General features: G+C 40.0%; 16 protein-coding genes. 3 read left to right on the forward strand and 13 right to left on the reverse strand.

Annotated features, from left to right (window positions below; all coding sequences use genetic code 11):
• Window positions 1–36 precede the first annotated feature (36 nt).
• On the forward strand, window positions 37–1,962 hold the full coding sequence (locus IGI66_RS07770; protein ID WP_438848371.1) for a PTS fructose transporter subunit IIABC: 1,926 nt from the start codon (window positions 37–39) through the stop codon (window positions 1,960–1,962).
• A 50-nt stretch (window positions 1,963–2,012) separates the two neighbouring features.
• Here IGI66_RS07770 and IGI66_RS07775 read toward each other — a convergent pair whose 3' ends face one another.
• Together IGI66_RS07775 and IGI66_RS07780 are read right to left on the reverse strand one after the other, a co-directional pair.
• Complete coding sequence (locus IGI66_RS07775) at window positions 2,013–2,198, reverse strand: hypothetical protein (protein WP_010780625.1); 186 nt, start codon at window positions 2,196–2,198, stop codon at window positions 2,013–2,015.
• A gap of 101 nt (window positions 2,199–2,299) precedes the next feature.
• On the reverse strand, window positions 2,300–3,628 hold the full coding sequence (locus IGI66_RS07780) for a hypothetical protein (RefSeq protein WP_438848373.1): 1,329 nt from the start codon (window positions 3,626–3,628) through the stop codon (window positions 2,300–2,302).
• A 133-nt stretch (window positions 3,629–3,761) separates the two neighbouring features.
• On the opposite strand from IGI66_RS07780, the gene IGI66_RS07785 reads away from it, so the two are divergent.
• Window positions 3,762–3,914, forward strand: coding sequence for an SPJ_0845 family protein (locus IGI66_RS07785; protein WP_010780623.1), 153 nt, complete (start codon window positions 3,762–3,764; stop codon window positions 3,912–3,914).
• Here IGI66_RS07785 and yihA read toward each other — a convergent pair.
• From yihA to IGI66_RS07825, 8 genes are all read right to left on the reverse strand, one after another.
• Window positions 3,911–4,507: a ribosome biogenesis GTP-binding protein YihA/YsxC gene (gene yihA / locus IGI66_RS07790; RefSeq protein WP_086303703.1), complete on the reverse strand. Its 597-nt coding sequence runs from the start codon at window positions 4,505–4,507 to the stop codon at window positions 3,911–3,913. The genes IGI66_RS07785 and yihA overlap by 4 nt on opposite strands.
• A 53-nt stretch (window positions 4,508–4,560) precedes the next feature.
• The gene (gene clpX, locus IGI66_RS07795) at window positions 4,561–5,808 is read right to left on the reverse strand and encodes an ATP-dependent Clp protease ATP-binding subunit ClpX (protein WP_010780621.1); all 1,248 of its coding nucleotides are present in this window, start codon (window positions 5,806–5,808) and stop codon (window positions 4,561–4,563) included.
• Window positions 5,809–5,960: 152 nt separating this feature from the next.
• A complete protein-coding gene (locus IGI66_RS07800) occupies window positions 5,961–7,346 on the reverse strand; it encodes a GH25 family lysozyme (protein WP_438848376.1) in 1,386 nt (461 codons plus the stop codon).
• A 239-nt stretch (window positions 7,347–7,585) separates the two neighbouring features.
• Window positions 7,586–8,869 carry a trigger factor gene (tig, locus tag IGI66_RS07805; RefSeq protein WP_010780619.1) on the reverse strand — a complete coding sequence of 428 codons (1,284 nt, stop codon included), beginning with the start codon at window positions 8,867–8,869 and terminating at the stop codon, window positions 7,586–7,588.
• A 103-nt stretch (window positions 8,870–8,972) separates the two neighbouring features.
• Window positions 8,973–9,896 carry a tetratricopeptide repeat protein gene (locus IGI66_RS07810; RefSeq protein WP_086303701.1) on the reverse strand — a complete coding sequence of 308 codons (924 nt, stop codon included), beginning with the start codon at window positions 9,894–9,896 and terminating at the stop codon, window positions 8,973–8,975.
• A gap of 2 nt (window positions 9,897–9,898) precedes the next feature.
• On the reverse strand, window positions 9,899–10,438 hold the full coding sequence (locus IGI66_RS07815) for an RDD family protein (RefSeq protein ID WP_288227821.1): 540 nt from the start codon (window positions 10,436–10,438) through the stop codon (window positions 9,899–9,901).
• 2 nt (window positions 10,439–10,440) lie between these two features.
• Entirely contained in the window at window positions 10,441–11,469 is a 1,029-nt protein-coding gene (gene sppA, locus IGI66_RS07820) for a signal peptide peptidase SppA (protein WP_438848379.1), read from the reverse strand.
• 79 nt (window positions 11,470–11,548) lie between these two features.
• The gene (locus tag IGI66_RS07825; protein WP_086303698.1) at window positions 11,549–11,836 is read right to left on the reverse strand and encodes a hypothetical protein; all 288 of its coding nucleotides are present in this window, start codon (window positions 11,834–11,836) and stop codon (window positions 11,549–11,551) included.
• A gap of 463 nt (window positions 11,837–12,299) precedes the next feature.
• Between IGI66_RS07825 and glmS the strand changes: the two genes are divergently transcribed.
• Window positions 12,300–14,108: a glutamine--fructose-6-phosphate transaminase (isomerizing) gene (gene glmS / locus IGI66_RS07830; protein ID WP_438848381.1), complete on the forward strand. Its 1,809-nt coding sequence runs from the start codon at window positions 12,300–12,302 to the stop codon at window positions 14,106–14,108.
• Window positions 14,109–14,199: 91 nt separating this feature from the next.
• Here glmS and glmM read toward each other — a convergent pair whose 3' ends face one another.
• From glmM to cdaA, 3 genes are read right to left on the reverse strand one after another with little or no spacing between them, the layout of a single operon-like run.
• The gene (glmM, locus tag IGI66_RS07835) at window positions 14,200–15,555 is read right to left on the reverse strand and encodes a phosphoglucosamine mutase (protein WP_316406738.1); all 1,356 of its coding nucleotides are present in this window, start codon (window positions 15,553–15,555) and stop codon (window positions 14,200–14,202) included.
• 23 nt (window positions 15,556–15,578) lie between these two features.
• A complete protein-coding gene (locus tag IGI66_RS07840; protein ID WP_438848383.1) occupies window positions 15,579–16,688 on the reverse strand; it encodes a CdaR family protein in 1,110 nt (369 codons plus the stop codon).
• Window positions 16,685–17,569, reverse strand: a complete 885-nt coding sequence (gene cdaA, locus IGI66_RS07845; RefSeq protein WP_010780609.1) for a diadenylate cyclase CdaA — start codon at window positions 17,567–17,569, stop codon at window positions 16,685–16,687. The genes IGI66_RS07840 and cdaA overlap by 4 nt, the downstream gene beginning before the upstream one ends.
• Window positions 17,570–17,573 lie beyond the last annotated feature (4 nt).

Genomic DNA, 17,573 nt, shown 5'->3' on the forward strand with positions numbered 1-17,573 from the left:
AAAATATGTATCAATTTAGAATTTGGAGGAATTATAATGGATATTAAAGATTTGTTGATCAAAGATGCCATGATCATGGACTTGCAAGCAACCACAAAAAAAGCTGCAATTGATGAAATGGTTCAAAAAATGTACGACGCTGGCCGAATCTCAGATATTGCTGTTTACAAAGAAGGTATCTTAAACCGTGAAGCACAAACTTCAACTGGTTTAGGCGATGGGATCGCAATGCCCCACGCTAAAAATAGCGCTGTAAAAGAAGCGACTGTTTTATTCGCAAAAAGCAAAAATGGTGTTGATTATGAATCATTAGATGGTCAACCCACTTACCTGTTCTTCATGATCGCCGCTCCAGAAGGCGCGAACGATACGCACTTGCAAGCATTGGCTGCCTTATCAAGACTTTTGATCGATCCAGACTTTGTTGCTAAATTAAAATCTGCTGAAACACCAGATCAAGTACAAGCGACTTTTGAAGAAGCAGAAAAAGCAAAAGAAGCGGAAGAAAAAGCCGAAGCGCAAGCGGCGGCAGAAGAAGAAATCAAAGACACCAATCGCCGGTACATCGTCGCAGTAACAGCCTGCCCTACCGGAATTGCACATACGTACATGGCTGAAGATGCTTTGAAAAAGAAAGCAAAAGAAATGGGCGTAGACATCAAAGTTGAAACAAACGGCTCCGAAGGGATCAAACATCGTTTGACGGATGAAGAAATCGCGCGAGCAGATGGTGTCATCGTTGCAGCCGATAAAAAAGTCGAAATGAATCGTTTTAATGGAAAAGAATTGGTGAATCGTCCCGTAAGTGATGGGATTCGTAAGCCGGAAGAATTGATCAATTTAGCATTAAGCGGCAAAGCGCCTATCTACCGTGGAAGCGGCGAAGAAAGCGCATCAAATGAAGAAAAAAGTGATAACGGTACTGTTGGACAACGCATCTATAAAGATTTAATGAACGGTGTTTCTCATATGTTGCCATTCGTTATCGGCGGCGGGATCATGATCGCGTTGTCATTCATGATCGACCAATTTATGGGTGTTCCGCAATCAGAACTTGCTAACCTGGGGAATTACAACCAAGCAGCTAGCTGGTTCAACCAAATCGGCGGCGCAGCATTCGGCTTTATGCTTCCTGTACTTGCTGGATTTATCGCGTCAAGTATTGCTGATCGTCCTGGTCTCATCGCTGGTTTTGCTGCTGGTGCTTTAGCAAATGCTGGTGGTGCTGGGTTCTTAGGTGCATTGATCGGTGGTTTCGTCGCTGGTTATGTCATTATTTTCTTGAAAAAAATCTTCAAGAACTTGCCTAAGTCACTTGAAGGAATCAAAGCCATTCTGTTCTACCCATTCTTTGGTTTGATGATTACCGGTTTCTTGATGTTATTAGTCAATATTCCAATGAAAGCAATCAATGATGGCTTAAATGGTTTCTTAACTGGTCTTAGCGGTTCAAATGCAATCTTGTTAGGTGCTCTACTTGGCGGAATGATGGCTGTCGATCTAGGCGGACCTATCAACAAAGCAGCTTATGTATTCGGTACTGCAACACTAGCTTCTACTGTCGCACAAGGCGGTTCGATCGTTATGGCCGCTGTTATGGCTGGCGGGATGGTTCCACCTCTAGCTATTTTCGTTGCCACTCGCTTATTCAAAAACAAATTTGAAAAGAGCCAAGTGGATGCTGGTCTAACAAATATCGTTATGGGTCTTTCCTTCGTTACTGAAGGAGCCATTCCCTTTGCTGCTGCCGATCCAATTCGCGTGATTCCAAGTTTCGTTGTCGGATCTGCTTTAGCTGGCGGATTAGTTGGTGCTGTCGGCATCAAACTACTTGCTCCTCATGGCGGGATCTTCGTGGTTCTATTGTTAAGCCACCCATTGTTATACCTTCTATTCATTGCCATCGGCGCAATCGTTTCAGGCGTTATCTATGGTTTAGTTAAAAAACCTGCCGCACAATAAAAATACAAAAACCCCGCATTCTCAATGAGAGTGCGGGTTTTTTTTGTTCATTACATCCAACGATCTTTTCTATGAACGCGAACAGGCTGTGGTTTGGGTTTGATCGTAAAAAGAATCATCCCAATAAAGAAAACTAAAATGGCTAAAGGAATCTCTAGTGACGAAAGGGGCAAAGCAAAAATCATTCCGACAATCAGTAAACAACTACTCATAATTTTGACGTATCTCAGATCCATAACTAACCTCTCCTTTTTTCATACTAAAGAATGACTTTCAAACTATCTATCCTAACAAGAACTTCTCCTACAACTACGAATACTTTTTAAACACTGCTCGTTTAAATCTCGAGAATGTCTAATTGATTCTTCGCAGAAACTTTCTTTTGATCAATAAACGAAACGGTTAAGTGCTTCGCCTCTTTCTCTAAAGAAAAAGTCAAAGAATCATTTTTTCGGCTAACCTGATGAATCGTCATATCTTTCAATACCGATTTTAATTCCTCTAAAGGAAAATCCAGAAAAGCTTTTTTAGGGATAAATAATTGTAAAACAGCGGTGTAATCTTTATAACGCATATCTTGAATTTCAAATTCGATGGAATCACGAATGTAGTATTCAAACGCGGCCAATCCTTTGTCCAAGGTCAGCTCCGGGTAGAGAATATGATAATTCATCATTCGTTCACTTTCATCATCGATCCAAGGAAAATATGCCAGTGCATTCAATCCACCCTTCATGCGATTGACGCGGTATTGATTGGTTAAAAAATTATAGGTACGAGTCACAAAGTAGGATGCCTCGCTTTTCTCGGTTGGCTGAAACTGCTCATTTTGATATTGCACCGTTTGAACGACAGTATCCTCAAAAGCAAACTCGATATACGGCTGCTTCAACAATCCGACGCCGTTCGTATAAGACAATTGCGAGATCCCCAATTGCGCCCGAAATAGCTGCTGAAATCTTAGATTCGCTTCTTCCTTCCATTGGAAAGGATCTTTATATAGCTCGAAGAAAACTCCCTCACCAAGCGCCTCCACTCGTTCCACCTGCTGGATCTCTAATAATAATTGTTTTGCAAATAGTTTTTTGTAGGGCGCTCCTAGGAACAGCCACCAGCACGCGGTTAAGCATACACCTTTATAAAAGACATCATATCCAGGAAATGCATTGCAATCTATGACCACATCTCCATTAAGCCCTTTCATTTTAGGCAGAAGATTCGTCTCTTCAGCGGTTTCAAATGATCGACGTTTAGACAAATCACTCGTATTGTGGTACAAATATTCTTCATACGACCGAATGTATGAAAAGAAGCCATGTTCTATCAATCGCGTCTTTAAGTAATCTAAATAAACAGTTTCCCAAAAATAGAAATTTTTTTCTTTAAGAATAGCCTTCTCAAACAACGTATCTCCCAATACATGGATCGTGGTTTCTTCTTCCGCATTTTTCAATTGAAGCCAAGAATCCTCTTTTTCACCAAAACCATCAATCTTTTGTTTCAATTGAATCGAGTCAAACGCCTGCTCTTTCCCGTTAATAATCATCATGTCTGGTTCCAGCAATAGGCGACTCATCGTTAACCAATCATTGGTTTTCGATTGGATATCGGCTTGCTTCAAATCATAAAGCTGGCTGACACTATAAATTTTCTGATTGCTTTCCATTGCTTTCCCCTTTCTCATCTCTCTATTATAAGTATATCTTAAAGATTTAAAAAACCCTATGAAATTGATTACTAAGGAGAAAAAAATTGTATACTATAATGGATTGTGTTAAAACTAAAATGGAGGTGTTCAAATGGGCTTAAAATTTGAAAAAACCGATGATTTAGACAAGTTGTTTGAATCATTTGTCGTAGATCCTACTAAAGATGTGCAAAAAGATGAAGATATTCAAAAGTTCTTAAAACCAAAAACTGAACAGAATGATAAAAAAAAGGATCAGGCTTAAGCCTGGTCCTTTTCAATTGCTGCTTCAATCGCTTGCCATGCCTCTTCTTTTCCTTTTTTTGTTTCGGAAGAGAAAAGAATGAATGTATCATCGGGATCAAAGTCCAATTTCTTTTTGATTTCACTCGTGTGCTTGTTCCACTTTCCACGAGGGATTTTGTCCGCTTTAGTAGCAACCACGATTACTGGGATATTATAATACTTCAAAAATTCATACATCTGTACGTCTTCTTTACTAGGATCATGGCGAACATCTACCAACGAGACCACCGCGCGTAATTGCTTACGACTGGTAATATAGGTCTCAATCATTTCTCCCCATTTTGCACGTTCCGTTTTAGAAACTTTTGCGTATCCGTAACCGGGCACGTCTACAAAATGCAGCGCATCTTCAATCAGATAGAAATTTAACGTTTGGGTCTTTCCGGGTTTACCGGAAGTCCGTGCTAAATTCTTACGATCAATTAATGTATTGATAAAGGAAGATTTTCCAACATTTGAACGACCTGCCAAAGCGATTTCCGGCAGCTCCGTCTCAGGGTATTGTTTTGGTGAGACCGCACTAATAACGATCTCTGCATTATGGACTTTCATTCTTTCACGCCTTTCAAAAAGGGTTCACAAATGACTTTGTGAACCCTCACTTACTAACCTGCTTTTTTCTTGTCGTTGTGGTACTCAATGATAGGTTTTCCTGTTCCTTCAACAGAGTCTTTTGTCACAACAACTTTTTCAATGGATTCATCTGAAGGAATATCGAACATAACATCCATCATGACATCTTCAATGATAGAACGCAATCCACGTGCTCCCGTGTTACGAGAGATAGCTTTATCCGCAATAGCACTTAAAGCATCCGCGTCGAAGTCTAATTCTGTGTCGTCATAAGAAAGCAGCTTTTGGTATTGTTTGACCAATGCATTTTTTGGTTCAGTCAAAATACGAACCAAATCTTCAGTAGTTAGTTTTTCCAACGCTGTGGTCACTGGTAAACGCCCAATGAATTCAGGGATCAGCCCGAATTTCAAAAGATCTTCAGGAATGATCTTTTGCATCATGCTTTCTTCTTCATTGATCTTTTTATTGTTTTTACCAAATCCAATCGTTTTTTCGCCTAAACGGTTTTTGACGATTGTTTCAATACCATCAAAGGCACCGCCAACGATAAATAGAATATTTGTCGTATCGATTTGGATAAATTCTTGATGAGGGTGCTTACGTCCTCCTTGAGGCGGAACACTAGCAACCGTTCCTTCAAGAATTTTAAGGAGCGCTTGTTGAACACCTTCGCCGGAAACATCCCGAGTAATCGAAACATTTTCACTTTTACGTGTGATTTTATCGATTTCATCAATGTAGATGATTCCCTTTTCAGCACGTTCAACATTGTAATCTGCAGCTTGCAACAGCTTCAATAGAATATTTTCAACATCTTCACCGACATAGCCGGCTTCAGTCAAACTCGTTGCATCCGCAATAGCAAATGGCACATTTAAGGTTCTTGCCAATGTTTGAGCTAAGAATGTTTTACCTGACCCTGTAGGCCCAATCAAACAAATATTACTCTTTTGCAATTCAACTTCATCAATGCCGTCGTTTTCAGTATTTACCCGCTTGTAATGATTATACACAGCAACAGATAATGCCTTTTTCGCACGATCTTGACCGATCACATATTGATTTAACACATCTAATAGTTCTTTTGGTTTTGGCACATCAATAAATTCACGAATCGCTTCTTCATGGAATTCTTCATCTATAATCTCTTTACAAAGGTCGATACATTCATTACAAATGTATACTCCTGGACCCGCGACAACTTTTTTTACTTCTTCTTGGGTCTTTCCGCAAAATGAACAGCGGACTGTTTCACCTGCGCCTGTGCTCTCATACATGGCTTTCACCTCTTGCTTCTTTCTCTACAAGTGTTTCCACGATTGCAGTCTTTATCTATAATAACATAAAGCGTTGAAAACACAAAGAATCCAAAAGAAATTAGAAAGGAATTCTAAAGAAAAAAGTTCTCGAAAAATCGAGAACTTTTGATCTATTTTGCGTACCAAGCTAATCCTTCATATCTCCAGCCATGCTTCACTAAGTTATTTTTTTCGTTTGTATTCAACGTGTAGTGATGCGAGCCTGCTTTAGCATTTGGGTTGTATAAGCGATGCAAGGCATTCGGCCCACCGGAATACCAAGAAATCCCTTCGTAGCGCCAGCCTTTTTTGATTAAGTTATCTTTCTCATAGGCATGAAGTGTGTAATGATGGTCTCCAGCATTCGGGTTATATAAACGGTACACCGGATTGCCTGAGGTCGGTCCGTTCCAACCTATCCCTTCATATCTCCAGCCCTTAGAAACCAGGTTGTTTTTTTCAGCAACATTCTGTGTATAGAAATGTTCTCCGCTATTAGGATTATAGACGCGGTACATTTGGATACTATTTGCTGGCGGCTTGGGGGTTGGATTACTAAATGTAGAGGTGTAATCAGCATTGATATCAAAATTCCCGTTCACGCCTGGGAAAGATAATTGAGAGGACCACTGCCAAGCACCATATTGCGTATAGAAATTCGTTGTCGAAAGATTATACGGATAGGCAGCAACCCAGATATTTTTATTTCCAATTACTCCAGCATTGATTTTCCCCGTATTCAACCAATTCAAACCAACATAATGACGAACATTTCCATATCCTAGTGATTTCAATCGATTTTCAAATGCTCGTGAATTATTCGTATGATTTCCTTTGCCTAAAATCTTAGGCTCTTCAATATCGTTAACCATGACTGTTCCGCCACTCAAGCCAAATCTTTTCGCTGCCGCAGCAAAATAATTTGCTTCTGCTACTGCCTGAGCATCACTCGTGAACCAGCTGTAATGGTATGCCGAAACTTTCATTCCAGCTGCCATGGCGTTATTAATTTGAGATTGTGCATTTGGATTTGTGTAGCTTGTAGCTTCTGTCAATTTTACAACCACACCGGTAACACCATAACTCATCATTTTTTGGAAATTCGCTACAGAAATATTTCCGTTATGAGAGGAAATATCTACGAAGCTTTTACTCGGTGTATTGGTATTTGTCGCTGAAACTGAAGGCAATGAAGCAAATAGCTGAATCGACGGATAAAGATCTGAGCGTCCAGTCGGTAAGTTCATCGTTCCTTCCGGCGTATCTATCTGTCTCTCAGGAGCTGCTGTCTCCTCTTCTGTTTGTTCGGTTGCCTCGTCTTGCTCCAAACTACTTTCTGTCGAGTCTGTTGACGCCGAGTCTCTCTCTTGTGTGTTCTCAGAGCTTGAATCAACCACAGGAACTGTTTCTGTAGTTTGAGTACTACTCTCTATTTTATTTTCCTCAGCCAAGACTGATACTGAGAAATTTAAGCACAAAATAGTTAAAAAACCTAATCCAAGAATTTTTTTCTTCATTTTCTCCTCCTTAAGGTATAAAGCACAAATAGTTCGAAAAGTATAAAATTACCAATTAACCAAAGTCATTAATAATTCAATTTTACCAAATTTAAGAGATTTTTTGAAGTTATTCGTTATAATTATCGATAAAAAAGAGAAAACTAATTTTGTCCCTTGATGGGCTCCCAATCTACAGCCTTTAGACACAAAAAAGCATGTAGCGCAAAACGCGCTACATGCTTAAAATCATTCGTTGATTATTTTTCTACTGCTGTACCTGTTACTAACTCTACAGCTTTTTTCATTTTGATATCGTGTTCTAACATATCTTCTGTCAATACACGTTTGATTTGGTCTTCAGGCATTTGGTACATTTCAGCCAAATCTTTGATTTCCTTCGCGATGTCTTCTTCAGAAGCTTCAATTTTTTCAGCTTCAACGATTGCTTCCATCACTAGATTTGTTTTCACGCGGTTCTCAGCTTCGCCTTCAAATTGTGTATGAAGATCTTCTTCAGTAGAACCAGTTAATTGATAGTACATTTCTGGAGAGATTCCTTGACGTTGCATATTGTTTAAGAATTCATCCATTGAACGGTGAACTTCGTCGTGCACCATTACATGTGGAAGTTCAACGATTTCAGCATTTTCAACGGCTTGCTTGATTGCAGCTTCGTCTTTTGCTTCTTTCGCAGCTTCTTCTTTTTGTTTTGTCAATTCATCACGGTACTTCGTTTTTAACTCATCTAAAGAATTTACTTCTTCATCCACGTCTTTTGCGAAGTCATCGTCTAATTCAGGTAATTCTTTTGCTTTTACTTCATGGATAGTTACTTTGAATACAGCTTCTTTACCAGCAAGATCTTCTGCTTGGTAGTCTTCTGGGAAAGTAACTGTTACATCTAGGTTTTCACCTGCTTTGTGACCAACTAATTGTTCTTCAAAGCCTGGGATGAATGAACCAGAACCTAATTCAAGTGAATAGTTTTCACCTTTGCCGCCTTCAAACGCTTCGCCATCAACGAAACCTTCAAAGTCAATTACTGCAGTATCTTCGTTTTCAGCAGCTTCGTCTTCTTTGATGACTAATTCAGCTTGAGATTCTTGTTCTGATTTCAAACGTGCATCTACATCTGCATCTGATACTTCTACTTCTTGTTTAGGAACTTCTAATTCTTTGTAGTCGCCTAGCTTCACTTCAGGTTTTACAGTTACTTCTGCTTTGATCACCCAAGTTTCGCCTTTTTCCATGCTGTCTACATCGATTTTTGGTTGAGAAACTGGATCGATTCCCGCTTCTTTTACAGCTGCTTCATAAGCAACTGGTAATACGTCGTTCAAAGCATCTTCATATAACGCTTCTTCACCGTACATACGGTTAAATACTTGGCGAGAAACTTTTCCTTTACGGAAGCCAGGTACGTTAAGATTTTTCTTTACTTTGTTGAATGCATTTGTTAATCCTTTTTGAATCTCAGTTTGTTCAATTGAGAAAGTTAACACACCATCGTTGGCGCCTGTTTTTTCAAAATTTGCAGTCACTTTTGTTCCCTCCGAATACTAATATACTTGCATTTTGCATACCATTAAATATTACACTACTGATTGTGAAATGTAAATATAAAGCTTTTACTCTCGGCAGTTTTTAATGATAATCGAACATCCGTTGTTTAATCTTATGGCGAATAGATTCAATCCCTTCATCCAATGGTTCTGATTGAACGGAATACTCTGATAAATAACTCGCTGCCCAAGCCTCAGGTTTCATGAAAGAGCGTTGCATCGGATAGACAAAGGCCATTTCCAACTTGACTTGCTCTAAGAGATTGGACAAGAGGACGGGATCTTCATCTTCTAATTTTTCAGTTAGCTTTTCTTCGATCCGATATTGCAGAGTCTCGTCAAACTCTGAGTCTGCTGGAGACAGCTCGATTATTTCATCTAAGATCGTCAAGTAGCGGACTTTTTCAGTCACGCCGACCCGAGCCAAACTCTCAAATAAGTAACTGCGTACTAAAGGTGCGACTTCGGAGTCGATCATAAAAGCCTCCGCAACGACTTTTAAACGCTCCTCTGGAAGTTCTTTCGCTTTTCTGACTAAAACCAACTGCTCCATCGGTATCAATGAAGGCAATTCGCTCAGTTCTCTTTCTAATTCTTTCATGAGAGCCTGCTGTTGACGCTGATAAAAGCTCTCTTGGTCATCGATTCGCATCAACCAAAGATTCTTTTGTTCTTTCGTTAAACGATCTCCTTTTTGCACTCGCCAAAAGAATTCTCTCGCTGAAAAGAAATTCTGAGCATACAATTGAATCTGCAAAAATAAATCAATTGTTTCCGGCGTCTCAAGATAACTGTCTGACTCCTCTTGCGCATATTCTAACGCCTCGGAGAAGTTTCCTTGCTCCAAAGCTAAACTTGCGATTAACCGATTCAGCTTTGGTGAAGGGTTCTCTTGATACGCACGCTTATAGTTGTCTAATGCTTTAGAATAATTACCTGCTGAAAATGCTTCTTCCGCAAGTGATAAATAATAGTGATCATTGTTTGGAAAATCTATCGGATTCATCCTTACTTAAAATCCTCTCTAGCTGCTAATAAATTTAATGTTACAACACTTGTATCTGAAAAATAATCACCGATGTGCTGTTTCCTAGGTGTAAAAATCGTGACAAGATAACCTAGCATAAAAAACGAGCCTCGCAGAATAAATCGGCATGCTCCTTCACGGACTAAAACAGTTTTCCACGACAGCTGCTCTTCTATAAAGCAGATCACACGAATGCCAAAAATCATTTTCCCAATGGTTTGCCCATGGTTTAACTTCGTCAGCAATATGAAATAGGCTAAATAGAGGATCACTGCAGTTAGTCCATAAGCGCTAAGCAATTCATTACTCTTGGTCAAGCCGAATACAGCTATTGGTATACGTGTGACAATTCCTGTAATGGCTGAAATACAGATCAGATCTACAAGATAGGCAAAAAAACGAATCCAGAAACCTGCATAAAAATAATTTGGATAGTCGTGAAACTGAGGACTTTGTCTTTTCTTCTCAAGCAACTGTGTTACTGGACCTACCGCAGGTCTTTGTGTTGTCTCTTCAGTCATCTCTACTCACCTCCATAGAGATACATCGCTTTAGGCGCTTGTGGCGTACCAATACTCTCAACGATATTGGCAATCACTTCTTCTTGTGAAGGTTTGATCCCTTGAAGGTCGGCTAGGCTGCTTCCTAACCATGTATTCATGAAATTCGTGCTGCCATCGGTATACGAAATTACCTTCGCATCTTCCAGCTTTTTATCTTTTCGTAAAGCAGCCAGCGCTTCGTCTGGGTAACCAATCGCATCCACCAATCCATTTTCAACTGCTTGAGCCCCATCGTAAATTCTGCCATCGGCTAATTCTCTCACTTTTTTCTCGTCCATGCCGCGGCCCGTTGCCACTACCTTGACGAAGCGACCATACATACTGTCTACAAATGCTTGGAGTACTTCTTTGTCTTCTTTTGTTTGAGGTCGTGACGCAGAACCGATATCTTTTAGAGCACCACTCTTGATCGTGGCATCAGTGATACCCAGTTTTTCCATTAATCCTGAATAATTCATGCTAGACATGATGACCCCGATCGATCCGGTCATTGTATCTTCGGCAGCGAAAATGCGATCCGAATTAGCAGAGATGTAATATCCTCCACTAGCGGCCTGACTCTCCATGGAAGTATAAATTGGAATCTTTCTGTCTTCTTGGATTTCCTTCAATGCTCGAGTGATTTCTGCGGTCTCATATACGGCCCCGCCTGGAGAATTAACCTCCAATAAGATCCCCTTTACATCGGAATCATTTTTTATTTTAGTTAATTGTTGCATAAAAGAAGCATGATTGTAGCCTCCAGTTGAAAACAAGCCGCGGGTACCGTCATTAATGATTGCTCCTTCTACTACTAATTTAGCAATCTTGTCCTTGCTTGATCCAGCCTCTTCTACTTTTTCTTGAGGCTCTCCTGTACCATATAACAATTCATTTACTTGGCTAAGCTCTTCCTTGTTTGCTTCTTTTTTATTGATTGTTGAAGATAGTGCCGAGAAAATTACTAACACTACCGCTATACCCACTGCAATCCAACGTCTTTTATTCATCTTTTTCCTCCTCGATAATACTACTACTTTCTATAGTTTGTACTTTGAAACGTACTTGATAAGATCTACCATTGAACTATCAGTAGAGATTTCTGATGATCAATACCTTTTCGGTAGGCCCTTCGCCCTTCATTTTCTCTGCTTTTTCCAGCAATGCATAGCCGCCGAACAGCTCCTTCGTTAAAGGGTCCTCGATTTTAAATGCCTGTGCGTCTTCTATACTTAACGCGTCCGGATTAATTTCTTGAATACTATCCCAGCCAGTATCTAAGAAAATTTTTGTTTCATCAGTGATTTCCTTATTTTTATCGAGTTCTGTTAAAAACTTGCGTAATTCACCGACTGTTAAATTGTTTGGTTGATTCATTCTGCTTTCCTCCTCGATTGTTCCGTGAGAATGGTCCTCACAAGAGACTGCCTTTCTTGGCAAATATATCAAACAAACTAAAAAACGACGCTTTTGAATGATACTTCTCTATTTTACCTTATTATCAAGAGAGATGAAATGCAGAAGCAAATTTACTGTATGCTCTCACTTTTCACAAATTACATATATACCAATTACATATAAATAAAAAAATATTTGACTATCCTCTTGGTTTATATTATATTAGTCATTGTTTCCGGTATTAAAACAAAAAAATCTTAGTTAGACCAATAAGATAGCGCCAGACCTTTTTAAAGGTGACGAGGAAGAAGCTTATCGAATTATTCGGCGGGTGGCTTCAGGGCAGCTGTGCTCTACAGATCATTACAAAAACTTGATAAAAGAACAAAAAAGTGATCAGACAGCTCGGAAACATATAATGACAGGAAAGTAGGAAAGCATTATGTGTGGAATTGTAGGGATTGTAGGAAATGAGCAAGCAACAGATATTTTAGTGAACGGCTTGGAGAAATTGGAATATCGTGGATATGACTCAGCAGGCATTTTTGTTGCAGATCAGAAGGAGGACTTCTTAGTAAAGTCCCAAGGACGAATCAAAGAACTTGCAGAAAAAATCAATGAAGGTGTTCATGGAACGATCGGGATTGGTCATACGCGTTGGGCAACACACGGTGAACCTAGCGAAGAAAATGCGCATCCCCACACGTCACGGAGCAAACGATTCATATTGGTCCATAATGGCGTGATCGAAAACTATGACGAATTAAAGCAGAAATATTTAGCAGACGATGTTTTTTATGGTGAAACAGATACTGAGATCGTTGTTCATTTAATTGAACATTTTGCAAATCAAGGGGTTTCTACTAAAGAAGCTTTACGTTTAGCCTTGAAAGAAATCCATGGTTCTTACGCGTTTGGATTAATTGATAAAGAAGACCGTGAAACAATCTATGTCGCAAAAAACAAGAGCCCTCTGCTCATCGGTTTGGGTGACGGATTCAATGTTGTCTGCAGTGATGCGATGGCCATGTTAGAACAAACAAATCAGTTTGTTGAAATCAATGATGGCGAAATGGTTATTGTCACAAAGGACCATGTTGAGATTGAAGATGAAAACGGCAACGAAATTCAACGTGCCCCTTACGAAGCAAAAATTGATCTTTCGGATATGGAAAAGGGCACATACCCTTACTATATGTTGAAAGAGATTGATGAACAACCTGCTACGATGCGTCGGATCATCAGTGAATACACAGATGAAACAGGAACCGTCGTTATCGAAGACGAACTACTGCAAAGTTTACTAGCAAGTGATCGAATTTATATCGTTGCATGCGGCACAAGTAATAATGCTGGCTGGGCCAGCAAGCAAATCATTGAAGGTTTAGCCAACATTCCAGTGGAAATCCATTTATCAAGCGAATTTGGGTATAACATGCCTTTGCTCTCAGAAAAACCATTTTTCATTTACCTGACACAAAGTGGCGAAACTGCGGATAGTCGACAAGTGCTAGTTAAGACAAATGACTTAGGCTACCCTTCCCTTACAGTAACGAATGTAGCGGGCTCCACCCTATCTCGTGAGGCAAGTTACACTATGCTTTTACATGCGGGACCAGAAATCGCTGTTGCGTCAACTAAAGCTTACACTGCACAAATCGCTGCTTTGACTGTTTTAGCGAAAGCAGTTGGCGAAGCGAAAGGCATTTCTGCTGCAAAAGAATTTGATTTGACAAAAGAATTAGGAATCGCTGCGAATGCTATGGATGTCATGATCGCAGAAAAAGCAATGATCGAAGAGATTGCCGAGGCGTATTTAGCAACCACTCGCAATGCCTTTTATATTGGACGTGCAGAAGATTATTACGTTTCAATGGAAGTTGCTTTGAAATTGAAAGAAATTTCATATATCCAAGCAGAAGGCTTTGCTGCCGGTGAATTGAAACATGGGACCATCGCCCTTGTCGAGGAGGGAACTCCAGTGATAGGTATCATTACTGAAGCAGTGACCGCACCACATACGCGCGGAAATCTTCGTGAAGTTGAAAGTCGCGGAGCACACACCTTAGTGATTGTATCAGAAGAATTGAGCAAGGATGGCGATCAAATCATCTTACCTGTTGTACATCAATTCTTACGTCCTCTTGTTTCTGTGATTCCTGGACAACTGATTGCTTACTATGCAACCTTATTGCGCGGGTATGATGTTGACAAGCCTCGTAATTTGGCAAAATCAGTAACAGTAGAATAGCTTTATAAAGGTTGAGAATTCTCTCAACCTTTTTTTATATTTAAAAACACAAAAAAAGCACTCGGTCTAAACACGACCGAGTGCTTTCATTTTAATCTAATCCAATCTCTTCACGTACAACTGCCGCAATTTTTTCTACATAATAATCGACTTTCTCGTCTGTAGGTGCTTCAGCCATTACTCGCAATAAAGGCTCCGTTCCTGAAGGGCGGACTAAGATACGGCCATCGCCGTTCATTTCTGCTTCTGCTTCTTCAATAGCTTGCTTGATTGCAGGAACGTCCATCGCACCATACTTGTCACTCACACGAATATTAACAAGTTTTTGCGGATAAATCGTTACTTCTGAAGCTAATTCAGAAAGCTTCTTCCCTGTTTGCTTCATGATGTTTAACAATTGAACACCTGTCAGCATGCCATCGCCAGTCGTATTGTAATCTAAGAACAACACGTGTCCTGATTGTTCGCCTCCAAGGTTATAATCATTCTTACGCATCTCTTCGACAACGTAACGATCGCCAACTTGTGTGATAACATCTTCTAATCCAATCTCTTCGATTGCTTTATGGAAGCCAAGATTACTCATAACCGTGGTTACGACAGTATCCTTTTTCAATCGTTTGCGCCCTGCTAAATATTTCGCACAGATAAACATGATACGATCACCGTCGATAATATTCCCTAATTCATCGACTGCGATCACTCGGTCGCCATCACCATCGAATGCTAAACCAGCATCGGCGCCCTTTTCAACGACCATTTTCGCTAGTGTTTCTGGATGCGTTGATCCTACACCCGCATTAATGTTCAAGCCGTTTGGAGAGGTCCCCATAGTATAAAAGTCTGTTTCTAAATCAGCAAACAAACGATTCACACTTGTTGAAGTGGCCCCATTTGCTGCATCGACACAAACGGTCAATCCAGAAAGATCACCAGAAATCGTTTGAACTAGAAATTGTGAATACTTCAAAAGTCCTTCATGGAATTCATCGAGTGTTCCTAATCCCTCAGCAGATGGACGAGGCAGCGTATCCTCTTCAGCATCAATCAACGCTTCAATTTCAGCCTCTTGTTCATCAACTAGCTTGAATCCGTCTCCACCGAAGAACTTAATTCCATTATCTTCAGCAGGATTGTGTGAAGCCGAAATCATGACTCCCGCTGACGCTTTTTGTAATCTTGTTAAATAAGCGACACCTGGCGTTGAAATAACGCCTAATTGGAAAACTTCGATCCCTACTGACAACAGCCCTGAAATTAAGGCTGTTTCCAACAATTCTCCTGAAATCCGAGTGTCTCGCCCTACCAACACGCGAGGGCGCTCTTCGCTTTCATGATGCTGGCTCAATACATACCCGCCGCAACGGCCCAATTTAAACGCTAGTTCAGGTGTTAATTCCTTATTCGCAATTCCGCGTACGCCATCTGTTCCAAAATATTTACCCATTTAATTATATTTCCCTTCTTCATCTAGTTTGTAGATTGATTGGTCGACTCTTCTTGAACGCTGTCACTTTGAGTACTAATTGTTTCCGAAGTCGTTGAAGACTTGCTGGAACTAGCCGGATGAGTGCTCGTTTCTGTCGACGAACTAGGATGATTTGCACTGCTTGTTTCTGATTCTTGTGATTTTTTAAAGGCAGGTGTCACCTGCGCACTTACTGTCTTAGGATTTACTTGATATTCACCAGATACTGGTATATCGATAAACTTCTTCACCGTTCCTTGAAGCTGACTTACATCGACTGGAATACCGATACTGTCTATTTGATCAATTACAGACTGAGCGCCAGTAATTGTAGCCTTCGTGCGATTCAAATCAATCTTTACATTTTCTACCGCTGAAGGCAGATCACCTTCTTGAATAGGATAAAGCGAAACCTCTTTACTTGGGGTTTGAATTTCAAAATTGACTGTCACATTCTGCGGATCTGATTGAATAGGCAACGCTTCTCCACTCGCATTCAATGCTTGAACCGGTGCTTGAAAGCTATCTTGACTTGCAGTCAACTTATTGCTGTCTACAGAGGCTACGACACGATCAATTTCTTTCATTGTATCTTCACCAGTAGTAATCTCCACTTTTTGCGGCTGTGTCGTCATTTCTCCTACTTTTAATCCGTTATTGCTAGTATTGCTGCTTAAAATAGGCGATATATCAAATTGTTTTTTTACTTTTTTCTCGACTGTAATCGATATTGTTTCCGGTTCAATGGTTGCAAAAAGTGAGCTTGAAAGATTTCTCGTTTTTAAGCGAACCTCATGTGTCCCAGAGGTTAAATTTTTTAAATCCGCGACCACGCTGAAGTCTCGCGTGTCAGGATCCATTTCCTTGTTCAATTGAATGCGGTTTGCTCCACTCAATTTTACGGACACATTAGAAGAAAAACCGTGAACAAAATACTCGTTTGAATCATAAAGCACTGTAATTGGTACATTTTGAATGGATTCCTCATAGCTTGTTTCAGAAGAGATCAAACGACTGAAATTTTGACTGTTTACATTAAAAAACAAAATCAAGCTGAACACTAAAGAAATCAGCATATAGGGCACATTGCTTTTTTTGAATCGGATTCTCATTTTTGGCCTCCTTTAGTCAAACCCTCTAAAAAGGTTTGTAAAAGGCTCTTTTTACCAGCATTTTTTTCGTCAGGTAATAATTCTCTACGCATCACCGCTAGGTATTCTTCTTGAGATAAATCATGCAAGAAATCATTGTTTAAAGTGATACTGACGCCGCCGGTTTCTTCAGAGACGATAAATGTCAAGGCATCGCTGACCTCGCTGATCCCAACTGCGGCTCTGTGACGAGTCCCAAATTCTTTTGGTATCAACATACTATCAGAAAGCGGCAAATAGGCTGAAGCAACTGCAAGCTTCCCATTTTTTACGATAACGGCACCATCATGCAATGGGGTGTTCGGTATAAAGATATTGATCAATAGCTCTCCGGTAATATCAGCATCTAAAGGAATACCTGTTTCTATGTATTCTTCTAATCCTGTAAATCGTTGAATCGTTACTAGCGCGCCGATTTTTCTTTTTGACATGTATTGAATCGCCTTGTCAAAAGCCAAGATCATTCGTTCGTCATCGCGTTCCTCTTTTTTTGTTGTTTTAAAGAAGGAACTCCGACCTAAATGTTCCAAGCCTCGTCTGACTTCTGGCTGAAAAATAACAATCGCTGCAATCACACCATAAGTGATGATCTGATTCATCAACCATGACAATGTATGCAAGCCTATAAACTCAGCCACGATTCGGATACCGATAAAAATCGCCACACCTTTAATTAATTGGACGGCCTTCGTTCCGCGAACAAGTTCAAACAAACGATAAATCAAAAACCAAACTACAAATATATCTAAAAGGTTGACGATGATATCCCATGTTGAAAGATTCTCAGAAAAAAAGCTAAGCCAATATTCCGGTCTGAATAATTCTATTAGACGACTAGGCATAGAT

The sequence above is a fragment of the Enterococcus sp. AZ048 genome (genome assembly GCF_051715125.1).
In the GTDB taxonomy this organism is placed as follows: Bacteria; Bacillota; Bacilli; order Lactobacillales; family Enterococcaceae; genus Enterococcus_A; species Enterococcus_A gilvus.